Source organism: Rhodococcus sp. ARC_M5, assembly GCF_022810405.1.
GTDB lineage: Bacteria > Actinomycetota > Actinomycetes > Mycobacteriales > Mycobacteriaceae > Rhodococcoides > Rhodococcoides navarretei.
Genome location: NZ_JALGQE010000011.1, coordinates 73261 through 89341, shown reverse-complemented (window position 1 = coordinate 89341; position 16081 = coordinate 73261). Strand labels below are relative to the sequence as shown.

Annotated in this window: 16 protein-coding genes; 7 read left to right on the top strand and 9 right to left on the bottom strand. The window is 63.9% G+C overall.

The annotated features are described in order from the left end of the window. Nucleotides 1-17: 17 nt before the first annotated feature. Both atzF and MTX34_RS17595 read right to left on the bottom strand, forming a co-directional pair. Nucleotides 18-1850, bottom strand: a complete 1833-nt coding sequence (gene atzF, locus MTX34_RS17600) for an allophanate hydrolase (protein ID WP_243610247.1) — start codon at nucleotides 1848-1850, stop codon at nucleotides 18-20. Nucleotides 1851-1907: 57 nt separating this feature from the next. Then, nucleotides 1908-2582 (bottom strand): GntR family transcriptional regulator, encoded by a 675-nt coding sequence (locus MTX34_RS17595; protein WP_243610246.1) that lies wholly within the window; start codon nucleotides 2580-2582, stop codon nucleotides 1908-1910. Nucleotides 2583-2686: 104 nt separating this feature from the next. On the opposite strand from MTX34_RS17595, the gene MTX34_RS17590 reads away from it, so the two are divergent. After that, on the top strand, nucleotides 2687-2983 hold the full coding sequence (locus tag MTX34_RS17590; RefSeq protein WP_243596146.1) for a DUF503 domain-containing protein: 297 nt from the start codon (nucleotides 2687-2689) through the stop codon (nucleotides 2981-2983). Between the two features lie 16 nt (nucleotides 2984-2999). Here the strand turns inward: MTX34_RS17590 and MTX34_RS17585 are convergent, their stop codons facing one another. Beyond that, a complete protein-coding gene (locus MTX34_RS17585; RefSeq protein ID WP_243610245.1) occupies nucleotides 3000-3563 on the bottom strand; it encodes a dihydrofolate reductase family protein in 564 nt (187 codons plus the stop codon). 81 nt (nucleotides 3564-3644) lie between these two features. Here MTX34_RS17585 and MTX34_RS17580 point away from each other — a divergent pair, with 81 nt between their 5' ends. The 5 genes from MTX34_RS17580 to MTX34_RS17560 all read left to right on the top strand — a co-directional run bounded on the left by MTX34_RS17580 (nucleotide 3645) and on the right by MTX34_RS17560 (nucleotide 6394). Then, entirely contained in the window at nucleotides 3645-4796 is a 1152-nt protein-coding gene (locus tag MTX34_RS17580) for an FAD-binding oxidoreductase (protein WP_243610244.1), read from the top strand. Nucleotides 4797-4815: 19 nt separating this feature from the next. Then, complete coding sequence (locus MTX34_RS17575) at nucleotides 4816-5106, top strand: hypothetical protein (protein ID WP_243596143.1); 291 nt, start codon at nucleotides 4816-4818, stop codon at nucleotides 5104-5106. 50 nt (nucleotides 5107-5156) lie between these two features. After that, the gene (locus MTX34_RS17570; RefSeq protein ID WP_243610243.1) at nucleotides 5157-5576 is read left to right on the top strand and encodes a hypothetical protein; all 420 of its coding nucleotides are present in this window, start codon (nucleotides 5157-5159) and stop codon (nucleotides 5574-5576) included. After that, a complete protein-coding gene (locus MTX34_RS17565; protein WP_121869790.1) occupies nucleotides 5573-5869 on the top strand; it encodes a transcriptional regulator in 297 nt (98 codons plus the stop codon). Before MTX34_RS17570 ends, MTX34_RS17565 begins: the two co-directional genes overlap by 4 nt. A 105-nt stretch (nucleotides 5870-5974) precedes the next feature. Then, complete coding sequence (locus MTX34_RS17560) at nucleotides 5975-6394, top strand: VOC family protein (protein ID WP_243596141.1); 420 nt, start codon at nucleotides 5975-5977, stop codon at nucleotides 6392-6394. Nucleotides 6395-6409: 15 nt separating this feature from the next. Here MTX34_RS17560 and MTX34_RS17555 read toward each other — a convergent pair whose 3' ends face one another. The 4 genes from MTX34_RS17555 to MTX34_RS17540 all read right to left on the bottom strand — a co-directional run bounded on the left by MTX34_RS17555 (nucleotide 6410) and on the right by MTX34_RS17540 (nucleotide 11412). Next, the gene (locus MTX34_RS17555) at nucleotides 6410-7681 is read right to left on the bottom strand and encodes an MFS transporter (RefSeq protein ID WP_243610242.1); all 1272 of its coding nucleotides are present in this window, start codon (nucleotides 7679-7681) and stop codon (nucleotides 6410-6412) included. A 13-nt stretch (nucleotides 7682-7694) separates the two neighbouring features. Beyond that, complete coding sequence (locus MTX34_RS17550; RefSeq protein WP_243610241.1) at nucleotides 7695-8327, bottom strand: GyrI-like domain-containing protein; 633 nt, start codon at nucleotides 8325-8327, stop codon at nucleotides 7695-7697. 66 nt (nucleotides 8328-8393) lie between these two features. Continuing rightward, entirely contained in the window at nucleotides 8394-9914 is a 1521-nt protein-coding gene (locus MTX34_RS17545) for an amidohydrolase family protein (RefSeq protein WP_243610240.1), read from the bottom strand. A 40-nt stretch (nucleotides 9915-9954) separates the two neighbouring features. After that, entirely contained in the window at nucleotides 9955-11412 is a 1458-nt protein-coding gene (locus tag MTX34_RS17540; protein ID WP_243610239.1) for a cytosine permease, read from the bottom strand. 119 nt (nucleotides 11413-11531) lie between these two features. Here MTX34_RS17540 and MTX34_RS17535 point away from each other — a divergent pair, with 119 nt between their 5' ends. Then, nucleotides 11532-13049 carry a PucR family transcriptional regulator gene (locus MTX34_RS17535; RefSeq protein WP_243596136.1) on the top strand — a complete coding sequence of 506 codons (1518 nt, stop codon included), beginning with the start codon at nucleotides 11532-11534 and terminating at the stop codon, nucleotides 13047-13049. Nucleotides 13050-13067: 18 nt separating this feature from the next. Here MTX34_RS17535 and MTX34_RS17530 read toward each other — a convergent pair whose 3' ends face one another. Both MTX34_RS17530 and MTX34_RS17525 read right to left on the bottom strand, forming a co-directional pair. After that, entirely contained in the window at nucleotides 13068-14612 is a 1545-nt protein-coding gene (locus tag MTX34_RS17530) for a sodium:alanine symporter family protein (RefSeq protein ID WP_243596135.1), read from the bottom strand. An 89-nt stretch (nucleotides 14613-14701) separates the two neighbouring features. Further along, nucleotides 14702-15955 (bottom strand): EAL domain-containing protein, encoded by a 1254-nt coding sequence (locus tag MTX34_RS17525; protein WP_243596134.1) that lies wholly within the window; start codon nucleotides 15953-15955, stop codon nucleotides 14702-14704. Between the last annotated feature and the right edge of the window lie 126 nt (nucleotides 15956-16081).

The following is a 16081-nucleotide window of genomic DNA, read 5'->3' as shown; positions in this document are numbered from 1 at the left end:
CGGCGTGGGTACTGAAGTCATGAGATCTCCTGTGCTGCAATGGAAGTGTCGTGAGCAGAACTGATCGTCCGGGAATATGCCCGCCAGCCACCGAACTCGCTGATGTCGTCGACGGTGTGCCCCTCCGCACCGGTCTGCACAGTGGCGTCGCAGACGTAGCCGAGAACGTCGGAACCGTCGGCCAGCAGGACTCGTCCCAGAGCGAGTACCGCCGGCATTCTGCCCGCGAGTACCGCAAGAGAAGTGGCGGGCAGACGCCACCTCTCCACGTCGATTGCGCTGCCGCCGAATGGAACTCGAAGCAGACCGGGTGTCGGATCGGCGGATCCGATCCGAAGCAGTGTGTACGTGGGCGCGGTGGAGGTGGCCTCGACCAGGGACCCGCCGAGTTCGAGCAACTGCGGGTTGGCCCGCTCCCCCGACAGGTGGTGCCCGGCAACGACGATGTCGATTGTCTCGACTGCCGACCCTTCGACTGCGGCAGGCGGTGAGACGGCGCGCGCTTCTCCGAGCAACCGGGCCGCGACCGCGAGAACAGTATCGTCGGCCAACGCAGGCCCGATCACCATGAGACTGACCGGTCGAGCGTCCTCGGTGAGCCCTACGGGAACTGCCACGGCCGTCAGGTCGAGAAGGTTCCCGAAGTGGGTGTAGTGACCGAGTTTCGTGTTGCACGCAATGGGGTCTGCGAGAACCTCCGGCACGGTGAAGGTGGTGCCGATGGTCGGCACGATCATCACGTCCATCGACGTCCAGAGCTGGGCGACGCGAGCGCGAAGATCTTGCAGTGTCTGCAGCGCACGGAAGGCATCGGCGGCGCTGTACTTCCGCCCTCCCAGAAATATCTCGCGGACCACGGGAACGATCGAATCGGGCTTCTCGCTGAGGAATTGGTCGAACTCGACCAATCGCTCGGCGACCCACGGCCCTTGATACAGTAGCGAACCGGCATCGAGGAACGGTGCGAGATCGACTGTGAAGGTGCGCAATCCGTGCTCGGGGAGCGACCGGCGCGCGACCGAATGGGCGGCGAACATGGCCGCGTCGCCGAAGAAGTCCAGCTGCTGCAGGTCCGGCAGTCCGACGGTGATCTCACACCCGTCGTACTTCTCTCCGCGCGGACGTGCCCAACCGTCCGCTGGATCCTCGGCGCACATGACGTCGAACACGAGGTCGAGGTCCTCGACGGTGGATGCCATCAGGGTGATGCAGTCCAGCGACTTGCAGGCGGGGACGAGTCCGACGGTGCTGATCAGGCCGCGCGACGGCTTGTAGCCGACGATGCCGTTGAGCGCAGCAGGCACTCGACCCGATCCTGCGGTGTCGGTGGCCACACAGAACGGCACCTGCCCGAGGGCCACGGCCAGGGCCGAACCGGAACTCGAGCCACCCGAGATCATGTCGTTGCCGTAGACGCTCCGCGGAATGGGGTGCGGCGTACGAGTTCCGTTCAGCCCGGTCGCAAACTGGTCGAGGCTGGTCTTGCCGACGAAAATGGCTCCGGCGTCGACCAACGCCTGCACTGCCGGGGCCGTCGAATCCGGTGTGTAGGCGTAGTCGGGACAGGCGAGGGTGGTCGGGTATCCGGCCACGTCGATGCTGTCCTTGACGCCGAACGGAATTCCGTACAGGGGCAGCGACACTGCGTCCGTTCGTGCTTCGAGCGCCGCGGCGGCCGCGAGCAAGTCCGCACGGCCCACGACGGTGATCCACGTTCCGTCGTCACCGCGTGCTGCCACAGCGGTCGAGAACGCCTCCACCGTTGCCGTGGGAGTCGACGTGCGGGATCGGTACGCCGCGAGCATCTCGGCAACGGTCGAGCCGAGTGCCGGTCCCAGGTCTGAATTCATACCGTCGATTGTCGACAGTTTCCTGTTACTGCAGGTTGTTGCTGTGTTTCGAGTCTGTTAGGAAATACTCTCGAGATGCAGGTAGGTCAATTCGCCATGCTGCTTCAACGCAGCGAGCGCCACCGACACGTCGTTCGATTCGATGGCGTCGAGCAACCACTCGTGACGCCGGATCCCGTCGACCGGGTTGGCGACTCGGGCTTCTTCTCGGAGATTGCGGGCCATCGGTAGCTGCAACTTCAGCAGGATCGGTGCATACGCCAGATCGAGTTGGCGACTGCCGGCCAACGCCACGATGGCCTCGTGGAAACGCCGGTGGGCATCGTCCTTCTCCAGGGTGTCGCCCCGCGCATCGGCGTCACGCATCTCGTCGAGCGCCTTTCGTACCGGCGCGAACGCACCGCCGCGCGACGACGCGAGCGGGAGCGCACGCTCGAGCGCATGCCGTTCGAGAACCTGACGCAACTCGAAGAGTTCGAGAATGTCCTCTGCCGACCACACCGTCACTCGGAACCCGCGACGTGGGAGATGCTCGACCAGACCCTGCTCGGCCAGCAGTCGCAACGCCTCACGTACCGGTGCTCGGCTGATCCCGAGGCGCGCGCACAGGGTCTCCTCGACAACGCGGGATCCGGGTTCGAGCGCGCCGCTGAGCACCTCGGATCGGACCTGGCGCGTCGCCATTTCGACAAGACTCTGCGGCAAGGAACCGTGTTCCGCCGGTGCTGCCATGACGCCAGTGTACGAACATGTTCGGCGATTGGTGCGCACCCGATGCATCGCCCAGTCGAATTCGGAGCGCTCGGGGATCCCTCCGGCGGTAGAATGGACGGCATATGTGGATTGGATGGATAGAATTCGACTTCCTTCTCGGAGATGTTCACTCACTCAAAGAGAAGCGCTCCGTGATCCGACCGGTGATCTCCGAAATGCAACGCAAGTTCGCGGTGTCGGTCGCGGAGACCGACCACCGCGAGTTGCACAGACGAGCAGGCATCGGCGCGTCCGTCGTAGCAGGCGATCGCGACCACGTCACCGATGTCCTCGATCGAATCGAGCGTGTGGCGGCCTCACGTCCCGAGCTGCAACTCGTCTCCGTTCGGCGGCGCACCATCCGAAGCGACGACGTCTGAGACCCGCCCCACCGGGTCATCGACGTACGTCGAACACCTGCTTCTGAATTCCGTTGCCGTAGACCTCGTGTTCGACCAGTTCGAGATGCGTGGTGTCCTTGTCGGCCGCACTGAACAGTCGCTTTCCCGCCCCGAGCAGGAGTGGAAATACGAGCAGGTGGTATCGATCGACGAGGCCGGCGTCGGCGAGACTTCGTCCCAGGGTGGCGCTGCCGTGTATCGAGATCGGCCCACCATCGGAGTTCCTGAGCTCGGCGACGTCGTCGACACCGCGCAGAATGGTTGCCGGCCAACGTGAGTCGTCCTGCTGGAGCGTCGACGACACCACGTACCTCGGCATCGTGTTGTACCCGGCGAAATCGTCCATCGTCGGCCAGATCGGCGCAAATGCCTCGTACGAGGTGCGGCCCAACAGCAGCGCAGTGGCTTCTTCTTGCTCGCGCCCCTTGATCTCGTAGGCTGCCGGGTCGAATTCGATGCCCTGAAACGTCCAACCGGAGTTGCGATAGCCCACCTCGCCGCCCGGTCCTTCCATCACGCCGTCGAGCGAAACGAACGCGGTCACGATCACAGTGCGCATGGACGGTCCTTACCGGTGCTGGGATGCGGGTGCCGGAATCGTAAACCATCCGCGCGCCGAATCCGTCGATACGATCGAGGGATGAAGGCCAGCGCGATGTCCCGCCCGGCATGGGACGACGACCCGGTCGTGTCCAACTGGCCGGGCGTGCCCGCTATCGAGCATGACGTTAACGCCGACGTGTGTGTCGTCGGGTTGGGTGGCTCGGGTCTGGCCGCTGTCACCGACCTCCTCGACCGTGGTGTCGATGTCGTCGGAATCGACGCAGGACGAATCGCTGCCGGCGCCGCGGGAAGGAACGGTGGCTTCCTGCTCGGTGGTCCTGCGACCTTTCTGCACACTGCGCTCGCAGCATGGGGTCCCTGCGCGTTGGATCTGTATCGAGCGACTCTGGCCGAGATCGACTCGCTGGAAGGGCTTCTCGGATCGGACGTCGTCCGCCGCACCGGATCCATCAGACTCGCGGGAGTCCCCGGTGCGCCGATCGAACTCGCCGATTCGGAGGACTGCGACGCGCTGGCACAGTGTTTGCGCGAGAACGACATTGCCGTCGAGCAGTACTCGGGCGATCTGGGGCACGGCATCTTTCTGCCGGACGACGCGGTGATGAATCCCGCGCGTCGCGCGCTCGGGTTGGCGTCCCTGTTCTCGGGCCGCGCCCGACTGTACGAGCACACGCCTGCAACCGCCATCGAGCCTGGAGCGGTCACGACGCCGAACGGAGTGGTTCGGTGCGGCCTGGTTCTCGTTGCCGTCGACGGCCGACTCGAACAGGTACTCCCCCAGCTCGACGGCCGGGTCAGGACCGCACGTCTGCAGATGCTCGCCACCTCGCCCATCACGCCGGGACGACTGCCGTGCCCCGTGTACGGACGATGGGGCTACGACTACGCGCAGCAGGACGCGTCGGGACGGCTGTATGTCGGGGGCGGTCGTGACCTCTTTGCCGAGGACGAGTGGACACCGTCCGGTGAACCGACCGCGCAGGTGCAGAACTACATCGAATCTGTCGCGACATCGTTTGCCGGAGAGCCCGTCTCGGTAGATGCACGATGGGCCGCATCCGTCGGGTTCACCGCCGACGGACGCCCGCTGTGCACGTTCGTCGACGACGGCGTGGTCGCGTTCGGCGGCTACAACGGAACGGGAAATCTGGTCGGCCCGGTCACCGCTCGCGCCGCCGTGGCGCTCGGACTCGACGCAATTGCCGTGCCGCAGTATCTGAGCAGTTGACTCATGGCAGGGTGGACCGATGGCCGAAGAACCCGAACGCACCGAGGACGGTCGCTACCTCGTCATCAAGGGTCGACGCTGGCGCGCAACGGATCCTGACATACCGGAGGATCGCAATGCCGAGTTGAGGTCGATCCTCATGGCGTGGCGCAGGGAGGTCAAACGCACGTCGGGGGCACCGGAATCTCGCGCGGGGGTACAGGCCGCCAAAGTCGCTCTCGGCGAGCGGGGAACACCGTGGTGGGAGCAGTCCGACGACGAGCGACGGGCGCGATGGGAAGCGGAAGTGTCGAGGCCGGCCGAGACTTGATCCTCGGCAGATTGTTGCCATAGTGGAAACCATCCAATACAGTTTCCACTATGGAAAGCATTGGAGAACCCACGCCTGCCGAAGCACGAACAGCTCTCGACGACATCGACCGAGTTCAACGCGCGGTACGAGACACTCCCTGGCCGGTGTGGCTGTATCCGGTCAATGCCGTACTGCTCGCAGCATCCGCACTGACCGCGCTGCTCGACAGCCCTGCCTCGCTGCTCGGACTCGCCGCGGTGATCATCGCGGTCAACGTCATCACCGGATATCGGATGGGGACGCCGTGGGCCCTACCCACCAACCGAGGCTTCCTCACCTGCGTGGCGCTCTCGGCGCTCTGCGTCGCACTGGCGCAGGCTGTCGGAAATCCCAGCGGACCGGCATGGCCGGTGGTTCTGGTCGCGGCCGCGGCCGCGTCGATCTACTCGATCGGCTCGATCCTGCACTACCGCAGCACACGTCGATGACGAGCGATCTCGATCCGATCATTCACCCCGCCCACCGACTGCGAATCTGCGCCCTTCTGGCCGCGGCGACGACGGTGGAACTCGCGATCGTCAAGGAGCACAGCGGGTTGAGCGCATCGGCGCTGAGCAAACAGGTCGCCGCTCTGGTCGATGCGGGATACGTCGAGCAGCAGCGATCGCGCACGGACTCGCGTCGATTGTGGTTGTCGTTGACCAAGGACGGCAGAACGGCGTATCGACGTCACGTGGCGGCACTGCGCGCGATTCTGGCCGACACCGACGCCTCCATCTAGTCGTCTGCGGTGACTTTCCGTCGTGGGGCGTGTCTATTGTTTCGACGGTTGTCGTCGATGCAGTTCAACGAAGTAGCTCGTCCAGCGAAGAAGGAGACCGTGCTCATGTCCATTCTCAATCCCTATCTGTCGTTCCGAGACAACGCCCGCGAGGCAATGGAGTTCTATCGCTCGGTCTTCGGTGGCGAGCTCACCGTCACCACACTCGGTGAGGCACAAGCCAGCGAGGATCCCGCCGATCAGGACAAGATCATGCACGGCCAGCTGACCACCCCGAATGGGTTCACTCTGATGGGAGCAGACACTCCGTCGTCGATGGAACACACCCCCGGCAACACCATGAGCGTCTCGCTCAGCGGCGACGAGGAGGACGAGCTGACGGGCTACTGGAACGCGTTGGCCGTCGACGCGCAGTTCACGATGGGTCTCGAGAAGGCTCCGTGGGGCGACACCTTCGGTATGTTGACCGACAAGTTCGGCACGCAGTGGATGGTCAACATCGCCGGATCCTCCAGCGGGAGCTGAGCACCGCTCCGGCCTCTACTTCACGATGATCTTCGGCGGGACCACCTGCCGAAGGCCTTCGGGCCCCCAGCCCCGATCCATTGCCACCAGCAACAGTGCACAGCCGATACCGGACAGGACGAGCGCGGAACCGAACATCGCCGTGTAGCCGAGCAGGTCGCCGACCACACCGGCGGCAATCCCGGCCGCGCCCTGTGCAAAGACGATCGCACACGCCATCAGCGTGTAATCGCTTCCTGCGAAGCGCTTCTCGGAGGCGTCCATCATCAGGGCGAACACCGCCACGGTGGCCGCTCCACCGAGCACGTGCTCGGTGATGTTGGCGGTGACCAGAAGCGGAAAGCCGCCGATGCCCAGGGACGCAACGACATAAAGGGCAAGGCTCAGCGTTTGGCTCACGCCGCCCACCAGCAGGGCCCGGCGACGTCCGTGTCGGAACGACAACCATGCCCCCAGAGCGGCTCCACCGAGCGCGGCCACCGACGACAGACCGCCTTCGACCAGAGCAATCTGCGGTAGTGACAGTCCACTGTCCGACAGAAACGGACCCACGAGCGCCGATCCCATCGAGTTTCCGAACTTGAACCCGATGATCAGCAGAATGAATGCGACCATGCCGGGTCTACGAAGCCGTGACCACCAAGCACCGGCAAGCTTCCCCGGCGTCGGGCGCTCGGCATGCGGGTCGGAGTCTTCGTCGGCTGCATCGAGTTGTCTGCGCATCCACCACACGGGGACCGTCGTCAGCACGATCAGCAGGGCCATCGCGACGAACAGCACGCGCCATCCGGCAAAGGTGAACAGCCACAACAGCAGTCCACCACCGCACACCATTCCGATCCGGTACGCACCGACCTGTAAGCCGTTGCCCAGCCCCCGCTGCGCCGCGGTGAGCGTGCGCACCGCTATGCCGTCGGTCGCGATGTCCTGCGTTGCCGAGAGAGCATTCATGACGAAGATGCCGACGAACAGCCAGCGCAGCGTCGAGGACAGATCGAGGAAGGACAACGCCAGGGCCACCGCCGCGGCCGAAACCTGCAACGACAGCAGCCACCGCCGCCTGGACCCGTAGCGATCGACGTACGGTGCCCACAGAAACTTGAGCGCCCATGGTAGGAACAGCACACCGGTCGCACTGATCTTCACCAAGGAGAACCCAGATTCCCGGAGCACCACCGGCAAGGCCTGGGTGAAGAATCCGAACGGCACTCCCTGCGCGAAGTAGAGCGCCCCGAGGAGAGTGAGAGTCCCGGCGGTGAACGAGGCCGGGCGCACCGCGTTGGTCATGACGGTCATGGTGTCAGAGCGACGCCGACTCCGCCGAATGCCGTACCGGCTGGCGAAGGATGGTGCGCAGCTTCGCAGGCTCGACGCGGCGAGGATCGCTCAGGTAGATCTCGTGATGTCTACCCGTCATCGTCAATCCAGAACTGGGAATGAATCGATGATGGAGCTCGTCGAGTACCGATGCCTCGTCGTCGTAGGACCCGATGTGCAGCGTCTGCACGCACAGACCCTCGTCGAGAGTCTCCAACCGAACCCTGCTGGACGCATCCGAGTTGCTCTTCGAGGCGGCGGTCGCCATCGCCGCCTCGAACATCGGACGGTCGATCCAGTCGGGCACCATGATCATGGCGGTCCAGTTCCACTCGCTCTTGTCCCTCTCGGTGGTGAACGACGTCATGTTCTCGGCCCACCACAGAGCCTCGAGCGGCGGGACGACGTAGTCCCGTTCGAGATTGTTCTTGCTCGCGAACTTGAGAGCATAGGCCACGGGGTAGAGCGCCCCGATTGCTTCGGCATACTCCGGCGCAGTGTTCGGATCGCCGTGTCCGTCGATCATCAGGTAGGTCAGCGGCGGAACGACGAGGGTACGAAAGGTGTTGTGCCGTGACGAATATGCGTCGAGCGTCTTCTTGAAATCGACCTTCATGACACCCGCTCCGATTCGACCGTGGGATCAGCGTACCGAACGTTCAGCGCTTTCCGGCACCGCCGTTCAGACGAGCCACGCGCGTTCGTCGTCGCTGAATCGGTTGACGGTGCCGCGGGTCGCAATCGCCCTGTCGTACATGGTCGCCAGCACATCCAGCAGGGGCCTGTTCAACGAATCGAGTGCATTCTGGCGTGCCACGATCTCGTCGAGCCGCTCGGCGAGTTCGGCCAGCACCGCCGAACGGTCGACTGTGGTGACGCGTCCGCCCTCGACGACGATCCGGCCCGCCACGATCACGGTATCGATCGAGGAGCCGTTCTCGGAGTACACCAGTTGCCGGTCGAGCTTCTGCCGAGGCGTGAAAGCCATGGTGTCGAGGTCGAAGATCACCAGGTCGGCCTGCATCCCCACCTCCACGGTGCCCACGGTGTCCTGAAGGAGCGCACTGCGGGCCCCGCCGACGGTGCCTGCGTGCAATACCTCGTCCACCGTGGGCCAGGTGGTGAAGTCCGGATTCGTCACCTTGTGCAGCAGCGCAGCAGCTTTCACGACGTCGAGCATCCGGGGAGAATCACTGCTCGAGCATCCGTCGGTTCCCAATCCGAGGTTCACGCCCGCGGTACGCAGGGCGTGCCACGGGGCGATTCCCGATCCGAGCTTGAGGTTCGAGATCGGATTGTGCGAAATCGACGTACCCGCCGAGGCAATCATCGACAAATCGTCTTCGGTCAGCCAAATGCCATGCGCCAGGGTGGTATTGGGCGACAGTGCGCCGATCCGATCCATGTATTCCACCAGCGAGCCGCCGTACATCTCCGTTCCCGTGACCAACTGGGTCTTGGTCTCGAGGACATGGATGTGGCATTCGGCGTCGAATTCGGTCGCCAACTGCGTGGCACCGACCAGAAGGTCCGCACCGCACCGCTGCGGTGCGGACGGCGCGACCATGTATCGCAGACGACCGTTGCCTCGACCGTGATACTGCTCGAATGCTCTCCTGCTGAATGCGAGGTACTCCTGCGTGGTGGGAACCGGATGCGACCGAATCTCGGACGTGACCTCGGGCGACAGGTAGCCGGCGATGAACGGCACGGTATCGACGAACGGTTTGCTGATGACGTGTCCGGAAATGTTCGCTCGGATGCCGATCTCTTCGTAGGCGTCGAACACCGCCGACAGTTGCGCCCAATCCTGAGTCGGGTTTTCGAGAACGTCGTCGACGATCGTCGTCACGCCCGCTTCGAGCGACTCGATTGCGAACAACGTGCTGCGCAGACGAACCAGATCGGGCTCGACGCGACTGTCGCCGAGGATCGGATAGGCCATGGCCATCCACATCTCGAGGGGCAAGTTGTCGTATCTGCCCTTGTAGAACGTCTCCCAGGAATGTGTATGTGCGTTGACGAAACCCGGTGTCACCAGCCTGTCGCGGCCGTCGATGATCGTATCGCCGTCGGCGGGCACGAGATCACCGGCGACTGCAGTGACGACGTCGTTCTCGATCCGGATGCTGCGAACGATCGGTTCGGAACCGGTGGACGAGTCCATGGTGATGACGTGCGCGTTCCTGATGAAGATTCCCATGTTTCCTTCCTTGACTGTGCGGTGCGATGACGGCGAGTAGCTAGTCGACCGGCTGTGGTGTCGGAGCCTGCTCCTCGGACTGTTGCTGACGAATCATCCACTGTCGATGCGACTTTCGTGCGAGAAGGTAGTAGGTCAACGCTGCAGCACTACCGCCGACGAGCCACGAGATGTCGAGACCGCCGAGCGCCTGCGAACCGAACCCCTGCAATGCCGGGACCATGCCGTTGAGAAACATCCAGGTGCCGAAGATTCCCACGGCGAACGCCGCTAGTGCACGCCAGTTGACGTCCTGCATCCTCGTCGAGCCCACCTCGTCGAACAGATGGCCGTAGCGGGTGCTGGCGCGCTCGAAGACGTAGTAGTGCACCAGCATGATCGCGCCCCATGTCGCCACCCACCCCACCACCCCGACGAGCCAGGCGTCGAGGGTCTGCGCCGCATCTTCCTGGAAGACGAAGAACACGCTCGCGGCCAGTGCGAGAACGCCGACCACGAGGTTCAGCGTCCGCCGACTCAACTTGATGTCGAGGGCCTGCGCCGTCACACCGAAGCTGTAAACGTTGAGGACGTTCGTGGCGATGGGGCCGTGCAGAACCAACAGCAGCACCGGGATGGCGAGCGCACCGAAGTTCTCGACGATGAGCTTGCCCGGATCGACGGAGCCGTTGGTGGTGGCCAACGTCGCTCCGAGCACACCGAGCCACACGACGGGGATCAACTGTCCCAATGCACTGACCAGGTACAGCTTGCGTCGCGGAACACGCGTACTGACGAAGCGGGAGTAGTCGGCGGCGTAGGTCAGCCACGTCAGGCCCCAGCCGATTCCGATGGCCGTCATCACGGCCGACATGGCGACGATGCGCTCGGTGCCAGCCAACGCGACGCCGTCCGGACCGGAGTAACTCCAGTCGATGTCGAGGTGGAACCAGGCCACGATCGACATCAGAACCAGCACCACGACGGTGGGCGGAACCGTCCAGCGCTCGAAAGCCGCGATCGCCCGGTATCCGGCCATGGAGATACCGACCTGGACCGCCATGATGGCTGTGGCCACCGCTACCTTCCATCCGACGTTCGCGGCATCCGGGTCGACCCATCCGAGTTCGCCGAACAGAGCCATCACCAGGTCGAGGACGATCCATGTGTTCACCGCGCACCAGCCGACGACCACCACGGCCTGGACTGCGGACGGGACATAGTTGCCTCGACGGCCGAAGACCGACCGACCCAACAGCATTCCGGTCGTTCCCGTTCGTTGCCCGAGCAGAACGAAGAATCCGAAGATCGCCATTCCGATGACGTTTCCGAGGACGAGCACTGTCAGCGTGTCGGCCAGGCCGAGGCCCATGCTGATGCCGAGCGCGCCCAGCACCCAGTTGATCGGTGCGATGTTCGCACCAGCCCATATCCAGAACTGACCGGACAGCACGGTGGTTCTCTGGCTCTCGGGAATCGGTTGCAGCGAATCCTCGACGTCGTGGGAATGTGTGGTCACCGTGAGCTCCTCGGGATGCGGTCGACCGGCGGTTCGGTCGGCCTGGTGAGAAGCCTCGTGCCCGTGTGTTTCCCGAACCCTTACGCAATGTAAGCCACTCGTAACAGCGGGTGGACAGAATGTCACCTGTGAATGTGATCGACGCCTTCCATGACGTCTATTTTTCCGCGGCGCGACCCGAACTCGTCGCGGGAAGGCGTTCTTCGACGCGGTCTCTGCGGTGGGTTCATGCCAGCGAGCAACTCGACATCGCACCGCTCTTGCGTGGCGGGGAGCTGATTCTGATGGAGGGTGTGCACTTCGGCGCGTGTTCCGACGCCGATCTGGTGACGTACCTCGAGTCGATGGATGCCGCAGGAGTCGTCGGAATCGCGGTGGAGACGGGGGGAATCCTCGACGTCATTCCTCCACTTCTGGTCGAGCATGCCGAACGGATCGGCTTTCCAGTGGTGCATCTCCGACGCCGTGTGCCGTTCGTACAAGTATGCGAGAGCATCAACAGTCAACTTGCCGACTCCGCTCTGCGTCGGCTGCAGTTGGCAAACCGTATGTCGCGGTTGTTGTCGGCCTCGATCGAAACGGACGGGGCGGTGGACGCCGTTCTCGATGTGCTCGGTGTCGAGACTCGGTCGTCGGTGACGCTGCATTCGGCGTCGGGAGATCTGATCGGGCAATCCGGACTCGTCAGCGAGCCATCCGATTTCACCTCGTTCGAGGTGCCCGTCACCAGTGGCGGTCGCGACGTCGCGGTGTTGACCGTGGCTCCAGGACCCGACGCCGACATCTATTCGATCAACGCCGGACTGGAGAGAGCTCCGGAAATCCTGTCGATCGCGTTGCTCAGCGCGCGCCCGGCGAGGGTGGAAGACCGACTGCGCACCCGCTTCTTCTCACTGTTGTCAGCGATGGATTACCCCGCCTCCGATGTCATCGGCCACCTCGACGGCGTCGCCGAGCGCATGGGTATGCCCGAACACGACGCCTACCTGACGGTGTCGGTGGAATTCGACCACGACCCGGCCGCCGGCACGTGGCAGCGCACAGTGGGATCGGTGTCGCCGAACAACTGGTGCGAGAAGATCGGCGACCGACACGTCGCGGTTCTCGGTTTCGCCAGCCAGGATGTGCTCGACGCCCGACGGCCGGTTCTGCTGTCGATGTTGCAGGCGCCGCAGTTGCGTATTCGGCGAGCCGCCGTCGGTCCGGGAGCCTCCGATCGGCGCGGTCTGCGCCGATGTTTCAACACCGCCACAGGAGTACTCGCGCTGGACCTCGGCCCCCACGACCGCATCCGCGATGCGCGCAATTTCGCACTTGCCCTACTGGTGGAGTCGATGTCGGGGAAATCCGCAATCGAGAAGTTTGTGCACGATCAGATCGGACCATTGCTCGCACACGATCGGGAGCGGCACGGAGAGTTGTACGCGACGCTGCTGGCGTACATCACCCATTGGGGTAGCAAGACCGAGACCGCGAAAAGCCTTCGGATACAGAGGCAGACACTCTATCAACGGCTCGATAGGCTGTTCGACGTTCTCGGTCCACTGCCGGCAGGCTCCCCTCGATTCCCGGGGATCGCGACTGCGGTGTTCATCGAACAGGCCCGCCGCCAAGGCTGTACCGGCCCCGGCGGCTGACCTGTCGACCGATCCATGTCACGCCTCGGCATCGACCTTGTTCGGCTCGCCTCGACGCATCGCCATGTACTCGGAGAGTTCACGCTTGACCACCGGCAACAGCAGGTACAGGCCAGTGATGTTGACCAAAGCCAGCAGGAACAGCGTCGCGTCGGCGAAGTCCAACACCGAGCCGAGCGACAGCACCGTTCCGATGACCGTGAACACGCAGAACATGACGTTGAAGAAGGTCCGCGAGAGGCGGCTGCGCCCGAACAACGAGGTCCATGCCTGCAGTCCGTAGTAGGCCCAGGTGATTGCGGTCGAGAGTGCGAACAACGCGACCGCGATCGTCAGGACGTACGGGAACCACGGCAGCACCGTCTCGAAGGCGTCGGACGTGAGGGTGACACCGCCGGCGGGCAGCTCGCCCGTCTCCGCGACGATCGCGCGCTGATCCTGCCAGGTGACGGTGTTGGCGATCACGATGGTCAGTGCGGTCGCAGTACAGATGACGACCGTGTCGATGAAGGGCTCGAGCATGGCCACGAAGCCCTCGGTGACCGGGTGGCGGGTCTTGACGGCCGAGTGCGCGATGGCCGCGGAACCCAGTCCTGCTTCGTTGGAGAACGCGGCGCGCTGGAACCCGATGATCATCACACCGAGTACACCGCCGGCCACACCCTCCGGCGAGAATGCACCGTCGAAGATCGCAGTGAACGCGGTGGGAACCGAGCGGAAGTTGACGGCGATGACGACGCCACACGCGACGATGTAGACCAGCGCCATGGTCGGGACCAGCTTGGCGGTGACCGCCGAGATCGACTTCATACCGCCGATGATGACCAGCCCGATGATGAGCGCGATGGCGATACCGAACACGGCCTTGGCACCGTCGGACCCGAGGAACCCGTCCTCGCCGCCGGTGACGGATCGGACCTGTGCGTACGTCTGATTGGCTTGGAACATGTTGCCGCCACTGATGGCGAAGAAGGTGATGATGATGGCGTAGAAGACGGCCATGACCTTGCCGACCTTCGCAAGACCCCGCTCCGCGAGTCCCTTCGTGAGGTACTTCATCGGTCCACCGGAGACGGTGCCGTCCTCGTTGATGTCCCGGTATTTCACACCCAGGGTGCACTCGACGAACTTCGATGCCATGCCCAGCAGGCCAGCAAGAATCATCCACAGGGTGGCACCGGGTCCGCCCAGCGTCACTGCAACCGCGACGCCCGCGATGTTACCGAGACCGACGGTCCCGGACACCGCGGCAGTGAGGGCTCTGAAGTGGCTTACTTCTCCGGGAGCGTCGGCCTCGTCTTCCTTGCCGCTCACCAGGATCAAGGACCTCTTGATTCCGCGAAACTGAATGAACTTGAAGGTGACAGTGAAGATGACGGCGCCGAGGATCAGCCACAGAACGATCAAGGGCACGGCAGCACCACCGATGTCCACGGTGAAGAAGACGAAGTTCGACACCGCGGCAGAGATCGGATCGAATGCGTTGTTGATCGCCGTTTCGATCGACTTGAGTGTGCCTCCGTCCGCGGCCAGAAAATCGGTTGCGAGGGAGTGAGAGCTCATGACTTCGAGTCAACAGCACGCGGACCGCAGGCGACGCGATTTACTGAATTTCGCGCGATAATTTACGTGATCTTGACCGAGCCGGAGGGTCACATCGAAGATCTGGCCGGTATTCGTCTCAAAAGGACTGTTGCAGCATCGAGTACGACATGGCGGTCGTAGGTGAGGCAATAGTCGTACAGGGCGGTGCCATCCGCCGCCACGCCTCGCTCGACCGCGATGAGCGCCACGCTCGACATCGGAGCAAGGATCACGATCGAACGTTCCAGCGCCAACGGTTCGTCCGTGCCCACGACCACCGTCCGAAAGTCGTGCGGTGACGGTGCGGGATGCGAGCCGAAGACCGCCGTGAGGGCCGTGCGCGCGGAAAGGTCGTCGAAGATCGCAGCACGCGCGGCCGTCAGTCCGGTCGACGCACTCACCGTCGCCAACACCACTGTCGACGAACCGGTTCCGTACGCACTGTGCAGCAGACTGTTCTCGATCGCGTCGAGCAGAGTCGAATCGGCATGCCTGCGAGCACCGAGCGAATGGGTGAGGCCGTACGGTGTCACTGCCACGGGAGCGCGCACGGTGACCGTCGCGTCCAGGTCGAGCGATCGGCCAGGCTCGGACACTGCACCGAATTCCGGCAGAGCTTCCGGTGCGCCGTACAGATAGCCCTGTCCCAGAACCGCACCCATCGCGCGGGCATAGCTCTCGTGGAGTTCGGTTTCGATTCCTTCGGCCAGCACCAGAGCCCCGGTGCGCTCGGCCTCGGCGGCCACGGCCGCGACGATGGCGGCGGTCTCGTTGCTCGAACGGCCCTGCACGAGTGCCATATCGAGCTTGATGACGTCGGGACGCAGCAACGGGATCAGTGCCAGGCTGGACGAATCTGCCCCCACGTCGTCGACGGCAACACGCCACCCCAGGTTTCGGGCGTGCTCGGCCGCCCTGAGCAGCCCGGCCGGATCGCCCATCAGGTCGCGCTCGGTTATTTCTACGATGATCGACAGATGCGACGCGGCGGCAAGGGTCGGTAGACAGTCCGGAGGAGGTGCCGCATCGAGGGCGCTGGGTTCGGCATTGACGAACAGCGCCAGCCCGTCGGGATAGCCTGCCGCGACGGCACCTCCCAGGGCGCTGAGTCTGCACCGCCAATCGAAATCCGCGGTGGATCCCTGCTCACGTGCGGCACTCAACAGCTCCGTCGGAGCGATCGGTGGACCGTCCCCACACGTGCGCACCAGCGCTTCGAATCCGACCACGGCGCGCCCGTCCAGAGTGACGATCGGCTGGTAAGCCGATGTGATGGCGATCGACATCGGCGACAGCTCCGCGTTCGACGAACGTGGACGCATGGGTGGACCCTCTCTCGATATTGCTCGATATGTCCCCACCCGGGGGACATCATGCCCGACCCGACCGTGATTGCGGCACCGGACTGCAGTCCGCCCGTCGATTCGTTCGCTATAAGGTGCTCGAAA

Excerpts from the sequence above, each read along its gene's own strand:
- MTX34_RS17545 (WP_243610240.1), bottom strand. The coding sequence starts at position 9,914 with ATGGGAATCTTCATCAGGAACGCGCACGTCATCACCATGGACTCGTCC.
- MTX34_RS17590 (WP_243596146.1), top strand. The coding sequence starts at position 2,687 with ATGTGGATTGGATGGATAGAATTCGACTTCCTTCTCGGAGATGTTCAC.
- atzF (WP_243610247.1), bottom strand. The coding sequence starts at position 1,850 with ATGAATTCAGACCTGGGACCGGCACTCGGCTCGACCGTTGCCGAGATG.
- MTX34_RS17575 (WP_243596143.1), top strand. The coding sequence starts at position 4,816 with ATGGCCGAAGAACCCGAACGCACCGAGGACGGTCGCTACCTCGTCATC.
- MTX34_RS17535 (WP_243596136.1), top strand. The coding sequence starts at position 11,532 with ATGTCACCTGTGAATGTGATCGACGCCTTCCATGACGTCTATTTTTCC.
- MTX34_RS17525 (WP_243596134.1), bottom strand. The coding sequence starts at position 15,955 with ATGCGTCCACGTTCGTCGAACGCGGAGCTGTCGCCGATGTCGATCGCC.
- MTX34_RS17580 (WP_243610244.1), top strand. The coding sequence starts at position 3,645 with ATGAAGGCCAGCGCGATGTCCCGCCCGGCATGGGACGACGACCCGGTC.
- MTX34_RS17555 (WP_243610242.1), bottom strand. The coding sequence starts at position 7,681 with ATGACCAACGCGGTGCGCCCGGCCTCGTTCACCGCCGGGACTCTCACT.
- MTX34_RS17560 (WP_243596141.1), top strand. The coding sequence starts at position 5,975 with ATGTCCATTCTCAATCCCTATCTGTCGTTCCGAGACAACGCCCGCGAG.
- MTX34_RS17565 (WP_121869790.1), top strand. The coding sequence starts at position 5,573 with ATGACGAGCGATCTCGATCCGATCATTCACCCCGCCCACCGACTGCGA.
- MTX34_RS17550 (WP_243610241.1), bottom strand. The coding sequence starts at position 8,327 with ATGAAGGTCGATTTCAAGAAGACGCTCGACGCATATTCGTCACGGCAC.
- MTX34_RS17595 (WP_243610246.1), bottom strand. The coding sequence starts at position 2,582 with ATGGCAGCACCGGCGGAACACGGTTCCTTGCCGCAGAGTCTTGTCGAA.
- MTX34_RS17585 (WP_243610245.1), bottom strand. The coding sequence starts at position 3,563 with ATGCGCACTGTGATCGTGACCGCGTTCGTTTCGCTCGACGGCGTGATG.
- MTX34_RS17570 (WP_243610243.1), top strand. The coding sequence starts at position 5,157 with ATGGAAAGCATTGGAGAACCCACGCCTGCCGAAGCACGAACAGCTCTC.
- MTX34_RS17530 (WP_243596135.1), bottom strand. The coding sequence starts at position 14,612 with ATGAGCTCTCACTCCCTCGCAACCGATTTTCTGGCCGCGGACGGAGGC.